Source organism: Pedobacter terrae (assembly GCF_900100705.1).
Taxonomy (GTDB): domain Bacteria; phylum Bacteroidota; class Bacteroidia; order Sphingobacteriales; family Sphingobacteriaceae; genus Pedobacter; species Pedobacter terrae.
In genome coordinates this window covers 311529-326322 of sequence record NZ_FNCH01000002.1, presented here as the reverse complement: position 1 = coordinate 326322, position 14794 = coordinate 311529, and the positions used below count along the sequence as shown (strand labels likewise).

Genomic DNA, 14794 nt, shown 5'->3' with positions numbered 1-14794 from the left:
TTAAATAAATTACATGAAAATATTATATCTAGTAGCTATTGTGCTGACGATGTCACTACTTAGCTGTAAAAAGTTTTTGGATGAAAAATCTGATATGAAGTTGGCGGTACCAGAGCGGCTGGACGATCTGCAGGCCTTACTCAACAACGAAAATTTAAATAATGCTGTAGATCCGGGTGCGGCTGAAGTTGGTGCGGATGATTTTTATGTTACTGATGCAGACTTGAATAGTTTATCAAATGAGCAGAATAAAAGATTGTATACCTGGGAAAAGGACAATTTATTTAGCAGTGAAAATTTTCCCAACGATTGGGAATACTTGTATAAATTAATTTATACCGCTAATACCGTTTTGGAGAATCTGGAGAAAATCGAGCGGACTTCTTCAAACACTGCCCAATATGATAATATAAAAGGGCAGGCATATTTTAATCGCGCACGTGCCTATTACAATGTTTTGCAACTTTGGTCTGTAGGTTATAATAGCATTACAGCAGAAAGCGATTTAGGACCTGTGATAAGGGAATCTACTGATTTTAACAAAACTTCAGTCAGATCATCGGTAGCCAAGGGCTACCATTATGTTCTTTCTGATCTGCTTGAAGCCAATCGCTTGCTGCCAAAGTTATCTGTACATCCGCTCCGCCCTGGCAGGCAGGCATCTTTTGGCTTGCTTGCCCGTGTTTACCTGAGTATGAGAGAATATAGAAACGCAGCTTTATATGCAGATTCATGTATTCAGATTAAAGCTGTTTTATTGGATTATAACCAGATCAGTAATACTCCAACATTTCCTTTTCCCAGGTTCAATGCCGAGGTTATTTATGAGTCTGCAGCTTCTATTCCGCAAATTCTGAATAATTCAAGAGCAAAGATTGTTGCAGATTTGATTAACCAATATGTTGATAACGATTTAAGGAAAATGCTTTATTTTAAAAATAACAATAATGGAACTTTTGGCTGGAGAGGGAGTTACCGGGCAGGACAGGGTGTATTTCCAGGTATTACAGTTGATGAGCAATACCTCATCCGTGCTGAATGTAATGCCCGTTTAGGAAATCTCCAAATTGCTGTAGATGATCTAAATACGCTGTTGATTAAACGTTTCAAAAGTGGTACTTACGTTCCTTATACGGTAAATTCATTGGATATTTTAGGCGTGATTTTAAAAGAGCGTAGAAAGGAACTTGTAATGAGAGGAGTGCGGTGGACTGATTTAAAGCGGTTTAATCTTGAGGGCGCAAATATTACTTTGAGAAGAACTGCCAATGGAATTAACTATGAACTTAAACCCAATGATAAAAGATATGCCCTGGAAATTCCACAAGATGTGATCGCAATAAGTGGTATTCAGCAAAATCCGAGATAAAATAGTGGGGGAATTCTTCCCCACTAATTTTATTACTTATTGTTCTGGGGTGCGCTGTGCTGATAATTCAAGTATCTGGCTATCTGTTTTGCCCGCAAAAAATACTTGAAGATCTGATTGGGTAACAACTGTTTCCGGAACTTCGATAACACAAGGTAATGGCTCATTTTCTGCTGTGCATTGTGCTGAAGGAGTCGAAATATGCATATACTTTGTGTAATCTCTCAAATTATTTTCCGGATTTGGCTGGTAAGCCCAGAAAGTGGTTGCTCTGGTAGTAGTGAAAGCACTTTGTGTTGCGATAAGGCCGAACCCCAATACGAGGGCTACAAGGCCTAAATTGATTTTTTTTAACATGTTTTTTTAGTTTGATATTCTGCTTATCAAATAGGGCTTAAGCAGCTAGCCCGGCTGTTTGTTTTTTCTTGGCCATCAATACAGCTTATGGTTTTTTTGTTTTTTGGCTTGGCCAGGTCTATTATTTAATTTTAATCTTTGTCACGTACCTCCGGCTTTAGTGTCATAAATAGTGAGAGAATTGAGGCGCTAAGAAAAAAAATATTGAAAACAAGGTGAGCTTTCCAGCCCATGGCTTTTATTACGCCACCACAACTGCATGGTGTTTTGGGGAAATATCCTGAGATGATGAGTAGAATATATCCTGTAAAAACCAGCATGAGTAAGAGCGATAGGACTAAGCCCAGCTTATTGGTCTTTTTTATTAATAGCAGTGTCGCGCATAATATTTCTAGAAATGGTATTGCATACAAGAGTACAGCTGCAAAATCTGGACTGAATACCTGTAGACTCATTTCCTGTTTGTAAGACTGGAAGTCGGCCAACTTACTCCCTGCAGTATATACCCAAAGCAAAATAAATGCTGCCGAAATAACTTGTACAATAGATGTCTTCATATCCAATTTTTCTTTGCTATTTCGAAATTGGAGCTTTACCTGTTAAATCACGTCACATCTAAATGTGAAAAACATGGGGCTTTAAGGGCAGATATAACAGCTACATGGGGTATAATGGTATAATTTATGTGCTGGCAAATAAAATCATGGGGGCTTGCTATTTATTTCTATTTCTCATTGCACTCAAAGTACTGCTATGAATACCAAGATATGATGCCACATCTTTTACTGCGGTTTGGCTAAAAACAGTTGGGAAAGATTCCAGAAGTTTATCTAGTCTGTGATCAGCATCAAGTGTTTTTAGTCCGGTTAGTATAATGATCACTTTCGCTATTATTTCAGCATTTATTTCATCACACAAAGTGACAGATTCTTGGAAGAGCTTATGCATGTTATCGCTGTGTTTAACCGGTATGCTAAGGATCGTTGTGTTTTCTGAAAATTGCATAAAAAGCTGCCCTTGTATATATTTAGAGATCAATTTAAGTTCAGGTAAGATATCTTGTGACTGGACGAACATGATGGTAATTTCATGTTCGTTTTCAGTGTCATAAATAAAGATTCTTCCACTGCCTTTGGCCAGGTAACAAAAGCGACCAAGTTCTACACTATTGAGTGAAATTTTTCCCAATCTACCAAAATCGGTTTGTTGCATAGCATAATTAAGATAGGCCTTGAAGCCAACCGAAAGTTTTTGATAGGATGATAATTTGAAGAGGTATTGTTCTTTTTCCATAACCAGTTTTTGACGTAAAGAAATGTATATTTTCAACGCTGTCAAGTTGCTGGTGCAGCAACCTCTGGCAACCCCTTTATTTTTTTGTTTTAAAGAAATAAAAGACTTAGATCTGTTATATTTGAGCCATGAAATAAAAAATAATTACATATTGATATTTTAGCAATAGCTATTTTACTGTTTTAGAAAACCGCAAAACTTCAAAAGACACAGGAAAAAATAGATGGTTGCCTATGCTATGCGTGGGTGCCTGTTTATCTTGTGTCTGGGCATTTTGCGGTGCCTTTAAAGCGGATATCGGGTCAACCCACGCTTTTTATGGAAAGTTACTCCCAGTCAAATTATTTTCTCCTCAACCTGCCAATTGCAGAACTTCCTTTATCCGAAAATTTTAAGCTTAGAAGTAAATTAATGGGGTTTTTTACCCTTCAGGATATTGTTGGAGCCCGGCAAAAAGAATTACATATGCTGGATGATTATTCAGAACATTGGTATTTTGAATTTGTAGATTTTCTGCGTAGAAAAGATTTGTTAAATCTTCTTCGTTAGCATTTCTCGTGGGCAATAGCTAACATGGTGACGATTTTGTCAATCACTTTTTGAACATCCTTCTCCACATTTCCATAGTATGCATTTTTAAAGCTTTTTTCAGATATAATATCTTTCTCCGCAGTACTATAATGCTTCGTAACGTATTGGTGTAATGCCTTGGGGCTGTTTGTGGTGATAATGCCTGATTCGACTTGTAAGTTAATAAATATAGCCAGCTGTCTAACCGTAAAGGATACTTTAAAATTACTTTCTAAAATACCACCGCGACTGAGGTCTTCGGCTATAGTATCTATTGATTTCAGGTAGCTGATTTCACTTTCAATATATCTTAATATAGATTCATCAATGTTGGGCAAATTTCTATTGTATGGTACGTTTATGGTTTTAAAAACCTGCCCAATGAGCTTTTTAAAGAAATGTATTAATCTGTATTGCTCGCTAATGTTTTCGCACGTCTGGAGTTCATGATTAAGGTGGCTGCAGCAGAAATGATAGAAAGAGGGATGATTAAAATTTAAAGAAACGAGCAACAGAATAATTTCTGACAGATTTAAAGAAGGCACAAATTTATTTAATGCCATTTTAAGTGACGCTAAAAAATCATGCAGATAACCAGCCTGTTCGAAAGTGAAACGACCCGAACTGCTATTTATATGTTCGAAGATGTGCTTAAATAAGGTTATGGTTTCATTATCGGCATGTAGCTCGTTGATGCTTTTTAGGATTTGGCTGGAATTCTCTGCAATCTTTAATAAGAGTTGGGTCTGGTTAACTGTTGGGATAGGGCAATCATAGTCGAAATAATAGGGGAATAGCTGCTCAAGGTCCATTACCATCTGGTTGAGCAGGTTTTCTATCTTATTGATCTCTTTACTTTCATTTTTCCGGCTGATGTTAAGCGCATCCTTATTTCTAGTAGCTCCTAGCTCATCCATTAATTGCAATAATCCCCTTTGGTGTTGCCTGATGTAGGCCTTAGCACGATCAGGCTCAACTTGTGTAACATGATGCAGGATGGAACTGATTATTCGTTTGCTTTCTTGTAAAATTTCATCTTTTACTTCTTTGCAAGAGCAATGATGTGTCGATCCTGACCTGAGGACATCTAAAATTAATTCCCTGAAGTTGATAAGTTCGTATACCATTTGCTTAATAGCCAATTGCTTAATTATAGGTTTTTTATTTTAATTTTTCGAATTAGCGTGGTAAAATGCAGCGTTAACGTGGTGAAATTAAATTTTAACAATTGTCGGCCGTTACCAGCAGTGTTGCGTTGATATTGAAAGCTTGGTATACATTTTAATAACGATTGGAAAGAGATCGAATGATGATATATCACACTATGTAGCGGGTATTTAACTTGATGTGATACAGCTGTTATTGTAGATGGTTTTCTATTGCTCCAGAGATCTGGTTGATCTCGACCGCGCCTAAAGAAAGGTGATGACCGTTTCCGGTCATTGTATAATCAGCCGCCAGTTCCTCAGGATCGACCTCTTCTGCTTTCATTAAATCCAGTCAGATTCCTGTTTTCTTATTGCGCCTAAAGTCAAATAAGCAATCTGAAAATAATCATCTTTAGGAATAATAGTCAGTATTATTGCCTGATTATTATGGTTAATTTCAATATCAAATGCAGTCATGATTTCAGCATCACTGCATCTGGCCTTATTGTTTTGTTAACCATTGTAAATCAACATTTACTAAAAATGTTTAAACCGATTAATTGTTTAGATTGAACTTCCGTTCAACAACTAATCGGTTTAAACCATTACATTTATTCCACTTTTCCCGGATATTGCTTTAATGCGATTTCCAAACAGTCCATAGCTGCATTTAAATCGTCGGTATTTAGTACGTATGCCATACGGACCTCATTTTTACCAGAACCAGGGGTAGAGTAAAAGCCGGTAGCGGGCGCCATCATTACCGTTTGGTTATTATGGTTAAAGTCTTCTAAAATCCACTGACAGAATTTGTCGGCATCATCAATCGGGAATTTGGCCACTACATAAAACGCACCACCCGGATTAGGACAGAAAACACCTTCAATATTATTTAACCGGTTGACCAAAGTATCTCTGCGTAAAGTATATTCGGTATTTACTTTTTCAAAATAACTATCCGGCGTATCTACAGCCGCTGCACCAGCAATCTGTTCTACCATGCCAGGGCTTAATCTGGCCTGTGCAAATTTTAATCCTGATGTAATAACTTCTTTGTTTTTGGTAATTAAACAGCCTAAGCGTGCACCGCAAGCACTATAACGTTTAGAAACCGTATCCATAACCACCACATTTTCATCTAAACCATCTAAATGCATAGGCGAAATAAATTCTCTTCCATCATAACAGAATTCGCGATAAGCTTCATCAGAGAATAAAAACAGATCGTATTTAACACAAAGTGTTTTTAAGGCCTCTAATTCTTCTTTAGAATACAAATAACCTGTAGGGTTATTGGGATTACAGATAATAATCGCTTTGGTTTTTTCCGTAATCAACTTTTCGAATTCGGCGATCGGAGGTAAGGCAAAGCCATTTTCAATATAAGAAAGAATGGGTTTTACCACTACATTGCTCATACAGGCAAAGCCATTGTAGTTAGCATAAAAAGGTTCTGGAATAATAATTTCATCACCTTCGTTCACACAAGTTTGCATGGCAATGGTAATGGCCTCAGAGCCACCAACGGTTACCAGGATATTTTCTGGAGTAATATTATAGCCCAGTTTATTATAGTATTCGGTCAGTTTTAAACGATAGGCAAGCGTCCCTTCAGATGGAGTATAGGCCCAAACATTAAAATCAATGTTTTTGATGGCGTTCAACATTCCTTCCGGTGTTTCTATATCTGGTTGACCAATATTTAAATGGAAAACTTGCTTACCGTCTTTTTTAGCTTGATCTGCAAATGGAGTTAACTTTCTGATGGGTGATGCAGGCATCTGCACACCTTTTTGTGAAATTTTTGGCATGGCACAAAAATAAAAAAGTCCAGATGAAAATCTGGACTTTTTAAATATTATCGTTTAAAAAATTATTTTGAAGATGCGGCAACTGTTTCACCTTTAATGTAAAGCACTTTGATTGGTGTTTTAGCATTTGAAGTAATGGTTACGGCTTTAGAAAAAGTTGATGGGCCTGCAGCGGCATTAAACGTTACAGAAATTACACCGGTTTCACCTTTTTTTAGTGGAGTAGAGGTATATTTAGGTACTGTACATCCACAGCTAGCCTCAGCTTTGGTGATAATCAAAGGCGCCTCGCCAACATTAGTGTATTTAAAGTCGTAAGTTACAGGTTTGTTTAAAACAATTTTACCAAAATCGTGCGTTTCCGATTCAAATTTAAACTCTGCAGGTTTAGTTTGTGCGTTTACTGCAAGCCCTAAACCTAAAACAAAAGCGAATAATACTAAGATCTTTTTCATGTTATGGAGGTATATTTTATTTTTAAAATTTCTAAAACAAATTTAATGTTTTCTAAGTAAAACAAAAACTATTCCAATTATATTTTGCAAATCGATATATAATTTTACAATGGAGGATAAAGGCAAGCTTTTAATTTTGCATATATTTGCCGCAACCAATCTTTGATTACTATGCCGAATGAAAAATTGATGACCAAAACTATTGATGCTTCCGAACTCAGTTTTAACGATTTTAAATCTATCGTTATAAACGACTATAAAATGGCCTTCGAAAGTAGGCAGGCCAGTATTTTAGGGCGTAGGGAAGTATTAACAGGGAAGGCTAAATTTGGTATTTTCGGCGATGGTAAAGAGGTTCCGCAGTTGGCCATGGCGAAAGCATTTAAAAATGGTGATTGGCGCTCGGGTTATTACCGCGATCAAACGTTTGCCTTTGCTACAGGGATTGCTACTATTAAAGAATTTTTTGCACAGCTATATGCCAATCCGACCGAAGGGGCTGATCCATTTTCGGGGGGAAGACAGATGAACTGCCATTTTGCAACAAAGTCTGTAAATGAAGATGGTAGCTGGAACGATTTAACGCAGATTAAAAACTGCTCATCAGATATTTCGCCAACAGGTGGCCAGATGGCCCGTTTGGTAGGTCTGGCTTATGCCTCTAAATTATTCAGACAAAATAAAGAACTCGATTACTTAAAACACTTTTCTGTAAATGGAAATGAGGTTGCTTTTGGCACCATTGGTAATGCGTCAACCTCGGAAGGGGTATTTTTCGAAGCTATTAATGCCGCTGGTGTTTTACAGATACCCATGGCCATTTCTATTTGGGATGATAACTATGGTATTTCAGTTCCCGCAAAGTATCAAACAACTAAAGAAGATATTTCTGAAGTTTTAAAAGGCTTTCAACGTAATGCCGATCAATTGGGTTACGAAATTTATAAGGTAAAAGGCTGGGATTATCCGGCTTTATGTGAGGTATATGAAAAAGCCATAAATGTTTGCAGAGACGAACATGTACCTGTTTTAATTCATGTCACCGAACTTACTCAACCTCAGGGTCATTCTACCTCTGGTTCGCACGAACGGTACAAATCAAAAGACCGCTTATCGTGGGAAACTGAGCATGATTGTATCCTGAAAATGCGCTCCTGGATGCTGGATTCTGCAATAGCAACTGAAGAGGAAATTGCAGACGTGGAGAAAAATGCAAAGGTTTTTGTACGCAATGCACAAAAAGAGGCCTGGAATGAGTTTTTGGATAGCATTAAACCAGAACAAAAACAAGTGGTTGATTTAATCGGCGGTATAGCTAAACATCAACCTGAACTGGCTAAAATTGCTGCAAACCTGGCTTCAACTGCCGATGCACAACGTAGAGAGGTTTTTGCTGCTGCACGCAAATCCATACGTTTATCTGCTGGTTTTAATTCTCCGGAACGCGATGAATTGTTAGCATGGTATAAGCAGCAAGCTAAGTTTAATTACGACCGTTACAATTCTAAACTGCATACCAACGGTAAAGAAAGTCCGGATATGATTGCAGTAGTTGATGCTGTATATGATGAGCAATCGAAAATGGTTGACGGTAGGGAAGTGCTTAATGCCTGCTTTAACGAAAACTTCGCCCGCGATCCACGTTTGGTTGCTTTTGGAGAAGATTTAGGAAATATCGGAGACGTAAACCAAGGTTTTGCAGGTTTACAGGCCAAATATGGTGAATTAAGGATTACCGATACTGGAATTAGAGAAATGACTATCATCGGCCAGGGTATTGGATTGGCCATGAGGGGTTTAAAACCGATTGCCGAGATACAATATCTTGATTATTTAATTTTTGCATTAAATGTACTTAGCGACGATTTAGCATCGCTTTCTTATCGCACCAAAGGCATTCAAAAAGCGCCGGTTATTGTGCGTACGCGAGGTCATCGGTTGGAAGGAGTATGGCATTCAGGCTCGCCAATTAGTATGATTTTAGGCAGTTTAAGAGGAATACATTTATGCGTGCCAAGAAATATGACCCAAGCTGCGGGAATGTACAACACCCTTTTCAGGGCTGATGAACCTGCAATCGTAATTGAGTGTTTAAATGGTTACAGGCTTAAAGAAAAATTACCAAATAATGCGGGCGATTTTACTGTACCATTGGGCAGGGCAGAGGTTTTAGAAGAAGGAACTGACGTTACCGTTATATCTTACGGTTCTTCTTTAAGAATTGTTCAGGAGGCAGCAGAAGAGTTGAGTTTAATGGGTATTTCTGTAGAAATTATAGATCCACAAACGCTCTTGCCTTTTGATACCACACAGGTTTGTGTAAATTCGCTTGCTAAAACCAGTAAACTATTGGTGGTAGACGAGGATGTTCCTGGGGGAGCATCTGCATATATTCTTCAAAAGGTATTGGAAGAGCAAAAAGGTTATTTCCATTTAGATGGTCAGCCCCAAACTTTGACGGCTAAAGCGCATCGTCCGCCATTTGGATCAGACGGTGATTATTTTAGTAAACCATCTGTTGATGATGTGATCGAAACCATTTACCAAATGATGCATGATGCAAATCCAATGAAATACCCATCAATTTTTTAATCAGTCGGTAGCATAGGCATAAAATTAGCGGCCGGAATGATATAAAGGTATTATCATTAGTATCTTACCTGGGTTTTTAATGAGATGTAAAAAAATGGTTACTATTAATCAGTTTTTTATTTACTTTTATAAACCAAACTCTATTTTGTTATTTCAGCATGTTTTGTCTCATTCCGATTAGAAAATACTGTATCTTTTCAAGATTTTTCGCGGCTTTTTCAGATAGAAGCAAATAATTAGTTTGATCTGGAATGATGGGCTATCTTGTAAATGTTCAGTTAGTTAGTAAAGTGTGTTTTTTTAGAAAAAGCATACTATTTCTCTTTTTTTTATTTTTCTGCACAGCCAGCTTTAGCCAGGTAAGTGCGCCACAGAAAAAACTCGATAGCCTTTTAAATTTAAATCAAAAGAATCTAAAATCAGATTCCACTAAAATCAAGATATTGACGGAGGTTTACCGCCAGTACATGAGGATGAAAAATGTAGAAAAGGCGGAAGAATATGTGGACAAAACCATTCAGCTTGCTCATGAAAAAAATCTGAAAAAATTTTCTGCCCTGGCCTATTACCGGAGAGGCTTAATGTACCATGGAAGATCAGAATATCAAAAAGCGGAAGAAAACTATCAACATGCAGTAACTGAGTATGCTTCGGTAGGAAATTTGGATATGGTAGCTGGAACTTACCTTAATCTCGGTGCCTTATATGGCAGCATTCCTGACTATGTTAAATCGTTAGAAGTAAACCAGAAAGCGATTGCTATTTACGAAAAAATGGGCAATGATGTTGACCTGGCAAGTTGTTATACGAATATTTCTACTATTTATCAGCGTTTAGGGAATCAAAGTCAGGCATTGGTTTACATGAACATGGCGCTAAAAATATTTACTAAAGACGGTGAAAATTCCAGAGGGGCAGCAGTTGTTTATAGCTTAATCGGAGATAATTATTTCGAGGCTTCGGATCGTGAATTGATGGAGATGGATGTAATGCCCAGCCACAAACTAAAACTGGCATTAACCTATTACAACAAATCATTAAAGGTATCAGAAGCGATTGGAGATTTAGGTTTAATTGCTACGGTTAAAAGAGAGCTTGGAGACTTATACAGCTCAACCGGACAAAAGGATATTGCGTTAAAGTCATATCAAAAATCGGTTGAGTTAAATAAATCAGGAGAGGATAGAGAAGCCTATGCTGCAAGTTTATATGCTTTGGGTAATTTTTACCAAAAAGAAAATGATTTTGAAAATGCCATTACATTACTCAATAGTAGTTTGAAAATTGCAGAAGACAATAAACTGCTGGATATCGAAAAACAATCTACCTTAGGCTTGAGTGCTGTATATGAAAAACTAAAAGATTATAACAAATCGTTAGCCTATTATAGGCAGTATATTGCCGTTAGAGATAAAATTTTTGATGAGGAAAAGGAAAAGGAAATTACCAGAAGGCAATTACAGCTCGATTTTGGCCTTAAAGAACGCGATTATTTATTGAAACAAAAGCTTACAGAAGGCGAGTTAAAAAGACAGCAGCAGGAACTTGAGCTTAAAAGGCAACAGTTGGTCTTGAGTGATAAGGAAAAAGCATTGGATCTGTTAACTTTTCAAAAAGCAAAAGCTGACCTCGATATCCAGCGTTTGGCTCAGGATAATAAATTTGCAAAAGCTAAGTTTGAGGCTCAGCTAGCCAGCGGCGTAAAGGATAAGCAGATCAGTAAGCAGGTACAACAGATAAAATTTGATAGTCGTGTTAAATTATTCCTTACCATAGCTACCGCACTGATTCTGATTATTGCCCTAGTTATATTTTACAATCAGCGGAAAACAAAGCGCCTGAATATTATCATCAATAACCAAAAACGGGAGTTAGAGCAGTTAAGTAAGGTTAAAGACCGTATATTTAGCGTAGTCAGTCACGATATGCGTACCCCGGTAAATTCGTTGATTTCCTTTATGCAATTGCTGGAAGGTGGTAACATTGAGCAAGAGAAGTTAAAGCGGTATGCGGTTTCGCTAAAAAACAACCTTACCTATACCTCCACCATGATGGAAAACCTCCTGAATTGGGCAGCCAGCCAGATGCAAGGGTTTAATCCATATCTACAATCGTTGGATATCTGTGAACTGATTAATGAAGTTATTCTTTCTCTGCAGCATCATGCCGATGAAAAAAGTCTGACTATTCAAAATTTAGTGCCAGCCAAAACATTTTGCAAAGCAGATTCTAATATGTTTATGCTGGTTATTCGAAATATCGTTAGCAATGCCATTAAATTTACACCGGATGGCGGTACAATTACCATTGGAGCAATTGCTATTGAAAATACGCTTGAAATTAAAGTTTCCGATACGGGCATCGGTTTAACATCTGCACAAATTGAGCACTTTAATAAGCAGGGTTATTCAGGTGTGGGGGTGAGCACTTTGGGTACCAATAAAGAGAAAGGAACTGGCTTGGGTTTATTGCTCTCCAGAACCTTTACTGGCTTAATGGATGGAGAGATCAGTGCAGGCATTAACCTCACAGCTGGCAGTTTTTTTAAAATAATCCTGAAGAAATAACTTATTTTAAAAATCTCGACAGAATTTTCTTATCGATTGACTTTTCCAATAATTCCTGTCGGTTAGAAGCACTTATGGGAACCAAAAAGTTATTTTCCAAATGAACCTCGTGGTTAGTTAAAGTTACAATGTGGTTTACGTTAATAATGTATTGTTTATGCACTCTGGAGAAAATTTTAGAAGGCAATTGTTTTTCTAAATTTTTTAAGCTCACTAAAATAACATGTTTATCCATACGGGTAAAGAGTTTTGAAAAATCGCCCATACTTTCTATGTAAATCACATCATTGTATTTCAGCTTTGTTATGCCTTTAGTCTCTCTGAAAAAGAAATAATCGTCATCTGTTTTATCATCAATGTTTAAATTTTCTACAGGGAGTTTATTTACCTGTTTCCTTAACTCAATATATTCTATTGCTTTGTTGGTGGCCTTTAATATACGTTCAAAAGTTGCAGGCTTAACAATAAAATCCAGCGCATCCAGGTTAAAGCTTTCGGCTGCGTATTCGCTAAATGAAGTAATAAAGATAAATAACGGTTGTTTTTTTAAACTCTTTAATAAATCCATACCAGAAAGTTCTGGCATATCAATATCAGAATAAACAATATCTATGGAGGTGGTTGATAAAATTTGCGAGGCCTCTATGCCATTACTACAAACAGCAACAATATTTAATGATGGAATTTTTTTCAGATGCATTTCTACGGCATCTCTTTCAATTTCATTATCATCAACAATTAAACAGCTGTACGTCATTTAGATATTAGGATATGTAAATTTATTTATAGAACAGTATTTCCAGTTAAAGTTACATTAAAAATGGATTATAATATAATTTGGCTAGTGCGCTGTTAAAAACGTAAAGTTAACTTTATTTTTGGTGTTTTTTTTCTCCTGTATATAATTTCTCTCCAGCTTTTATAGGCAATTGTAAGTCGTTTTCTTCTGGTGGTACGGGGCAGCGGTAGCCTTCACTGTAGGCACAGTAGGGGTTATAGGCTTTATTAAAATCGATTTCGATATGATTATCCACAATTTCTTTTGTATCCAGATCAATGTACCTGCCGCCGCCATAAGTCTCCTTATTGTTGGTTTCATCTGTAAATGGCAAAAACAGGTGGTTTTTATAAATTGGGTTATTAGCTAAAGAAACACTTTTATACAAGGTCATTTGTATTTTCTCGTGATGGAGAACGAAGTTTACATGAGCATATTTATAGTAATCGCTGCTGGAGCCATTAAACGTAGGCATTTTGAAAACTTTTTCGTTCTTTAATAGTTCTATCTCGGCTGAAAGCCTATAAGTGCTATCTGCATCATAAAAACGAAGGTTTTGCAGGTCATTTTTCTTAAGCGGCGATCTTTCGTCTTTAATGAAATCCTGTTTATAAGCTTCCCGGTGTTTTGCAATCTGTTCAGCGTAACTTTGAGCAAAGCTATTTATACTGAACAATAGCAATACGAAGGTGATGGTTTTCATTTGCGGAATATTAAATAACACTGGCTTTGTTCCTTAAAAACTGATCAGCTAAAACCAGTGCAGCCATGGCTTCAACAATGACTACTGCTCGAGGTACCACACAAGGGTCATGCCGGCCTTTGCCTTTGATCTCTGAAGCTTCGCCAGCTGCATTGATGGTTTGTTGGTTATGCATAATGGTTGCTACAGGTTTAAACGCTACCTTAAAGGTAATATCCATTCCGTTAGAAATACCGCCTAAAATGCCGCCTGCATAATTGGTAGTGGTTTTAAATACTTTCGAATCTGCGGCTTTTGGTTGCGGGATATCATTGTGCTGCGATCCGCGTAATTCGCTTCCGGCAAAACCAGAGCCATATTCGAAACCATGAACGGCATTAATGCTGAGCATGGCTTTGCCTAAATCTGCATGCAGTTTGTCGAAAACAGGTTCGCCAAGTCCTGCAGGACAGCCTTTTATTATACAGCCTATTTTTCCGCCAACGGTATCGCCATCTTTTCTAACCGAATCGATAAATTCGATCATTTCATGAGCGGTTGCCGGATCCGCACAGCGCACCATATTTTCTTCTCTGATTTGCAATAAGGCAGATAAATCATTGCTTTCTAAATTCGGCGCTTCAATCGTTCCTACTGAGGTTACATGAGCGAAAATTTCGATACCCTGTTGCTTTAAAAACAATTTTGCAATGGCTCCGGCTGCTACACGGGCTGCAGTTTCACGTGCAGAAGAACGCCCTCCGCCCCGGTGATCGCGGATTCCATACTTTGCATCGTAAACATAATCGGCATGGCTAGGACGGTAAACATCAACATTATGTCCATAATCTTTTGAACGCTGATCTTCATTCGGGATTAACAGGGCAATCGGTGTCCCGGTACTTTTTCCTTCAAATACACCCGATAAAATCTGAACGGTATCGCTCTCTTTTCTTTGCGTGGTGATTTTGGATTGGCCTGGTTTACGTTTGTCCAGTTCTGACTGGATAAAATCCAGATCAATATTCAATTGTGCCGGACAGCCGTCGATAATTACACCAATAGCCACGCCGTGAGATTCGCCAAAGGTTGTGATGCGAAAAAGTTGTCCGAATGAGTTGCCTGCCATATTTATTAGATAAGAAAAGGTAGATAGGAGATTTGAGAAGGAC

14 protein-coding genes are annotated in these 14794 nt (G+C 37.5%); 4 read left to right on the top strand and 10 right to left on the bottom strand.

Annotated elements, in window-relative coordinates:
• Positions 1-13: 13 nt before the first annotated feature.
• Positions 14-1369 carry a RagB/SusD family nutrient uptake outer membrane protein gene (locus BLR60_RS04550; protein ID WP_090497261.1) on the top strand — a complete coding sequence of 452 codons (1356 nt, stop codon included), beginning with the start codon at positions 14-16 and terminating at the stop codon, positions 1367-1369.
• Positions 1370-1405: 36 nt separating this feature from the next.
• On the opposite strand, the gene BLR60_RS04545 is transcribed toward BLR60_RS04550, so the two are convergent.
• From BLR60_RS04545 to BLR60_RS04535, 3 genes are all read right to left on the bottom strand, one after another.
• Positions 1406-1726, bottom strand: a complete 321-nt coding sequence (locus BLR60_RS04545; protein WP_090497259.1) for a hypothetical protein — start codon at positions 1724-1726, stop codon at positions 1406-1408.
• Positions 1727-1857: 131 nt separating this feature from the next.
• The gene (locus tag BLR60_RS04540) at positions 1858-2283 is read right to left on the bottom strand and encodes a MauE/DoxX family redox-associated membrane protein (protein ID WP_090497257.1); all 426 of its coding nucleotides are present in this window, start codon (positions 2281-2283) and stop codon (positions 1858-1860) included.
• Between the two features lie 157 nt (positions 2284-2440).
• Positions 2441-3019, bottom strand: coding sequence for a cyclic nucleotide-binding domain-containing protein (locus BLR60_RS04535; RefSeq protein WP_090497255.1), 579 nt, complete (start codon positions 3017-3019; stop codon positions 2441-2443).
• A 318-nt stretch (positions 3020-3337) separates the two neighbouring features.
• Between BLR60_RS04535 and BLR60_RS04530 the strand changes: the two genes are divergently transcribed.
• Entirely contained in the window at positions 3338-3568 is a 231-nt protein-coding gene (locus BLR60_RS04530; RefSeq protein WP_090497253.1) for a hypothetical protein, read from the top strand.
• Here BLR60_RS04530 and BLR60_RS04525 read toward each other — a convergent pair.
• The 4 genes from BLR60_RS04525 to BLR60_RS04515 form a co-directional block, all read right to left on the bottom strand.
• The gene (locus BLR60_RS04525; protein WP_090497252.1) at positions 3565-4716 is read right to left on the bottom strand and encodes a hypothetical protein; all 1152 of its coding nucleotides are present in this window, start codon (positions 4714-4716) and stop codon (positions 3565-3567) included. The two genes, BLR60_RS04530 and BLR60_RS04525, sit on opposite strands and share 4 nt — an antisense overlap.
• Positions 4717-4948: 232 nt before the next feature.
• Positions 4949-5080 (bottom strand): hypothetical protein, encoded by a 132-nt coding sequence (locus tag BLR60_RS25290; protein WP_262502245.1) that lies wholly within the window; start codon positions 5078-5080, stop codon positions 4949-4951.
• Between the two features lie 268 nt (positions 5081-5348).
• Entirely contained in the window at positions 5349-6548 is a 1200-nt protein-coding gene (locus tag BLR60_RS04520) for a pyridoxal phosphate-dependent aminotransferase (protein ID WP_090497250.1), read from the bottom strand.
• Between the two features lie 62 nt (positions 6549-6610).
• Positions 6611-7003, bottom strand: a complete 393-nt coding sequence (locus tag BLR60_RS04515) for a DUF1573 domain-containing protein (RefSeq protein WP_090497248.1) — start codon at positions 7001-7003, stop codon at positions 6611-6613.
• A 171-nt stretch (positions 7004-7174) separates the two neighbouring features.
• Between BLR60_RS04515 and BLR60_RS04510 the strand changes: the two genes are divergently transcribed.
• Both BLR60_RS04510 and BLR60_RS04505 read left to right on the top strand, forming a co-directional pair.
• A complete protein-coding gene (locus tag BLR60_RS04510) occupies positions 7175-9595 on the top strand; it encodes an alpha-ketoacid dehydrogenase subunit alpha/beta (RefSeq protein WP_090497245.1) in 2421 nt (806 codons plus the stop codon).
• 473 nt (positions 9596-10068) lie between these two features.
• On the top strand, positions 10069-12162 hold the full coding sequence (locus BLR60_RS04505; RefSeq protein ID WP_167354685.1) for a tetratricopeptide repeat-containing sensor histidine kinase: 2094 nt from the start codon (positions 10069-10071) through the stop codon (positions 12160-12162).
• A gap of 1 nt (position 12163) precedes the next feature.
• On the opposite strand, the gene BLR60_RS04500 is transcribed toward BLR60_RS04505, so the two are convergent.
• The 3 genes from BLR60_RS04500 to aroC form a co-directional block, all read right to left on the bottom strand.
• The gene (locus BLR60_RS04500) at positions 12164-12919 is read right to left on the bottom strand and encodes a LytR/AlgR family response regulator transcription factor (protein WP_090497240.1); all 756 of its coding nucleotides are present in this window, start codon (positions 12917-12919) and stop codon (positions 12164-12166) included.
• Positions 12920-13034: 115 nt separating this feature from the next.
• Complete coding sequence (locus BLR60_RS04495) at positions 13035-13643, bottom strand: DUF1684 domain-containing protein (protein ID WP_090497238.1); 609 nt, start codon at positions 13641-13643, stop codon at positions 13035-13037.
• Between the two features lie 10 nt (positions 13644-13653).
• Positions 13654-14751 carry a chorismate synthase gene (gene aroC / locus BLR60_RS04490; protein ID WP_090497235.1) on the bottom strand — a complete coding sequence of 366 codons (1098 nt, stop codon included), beginning with the start codon at positions 14749-14751 and terminating at the stop codon, positions 13654-13656.
• Positions 14752-14794 lie beyond the last annotated feature (43 nt).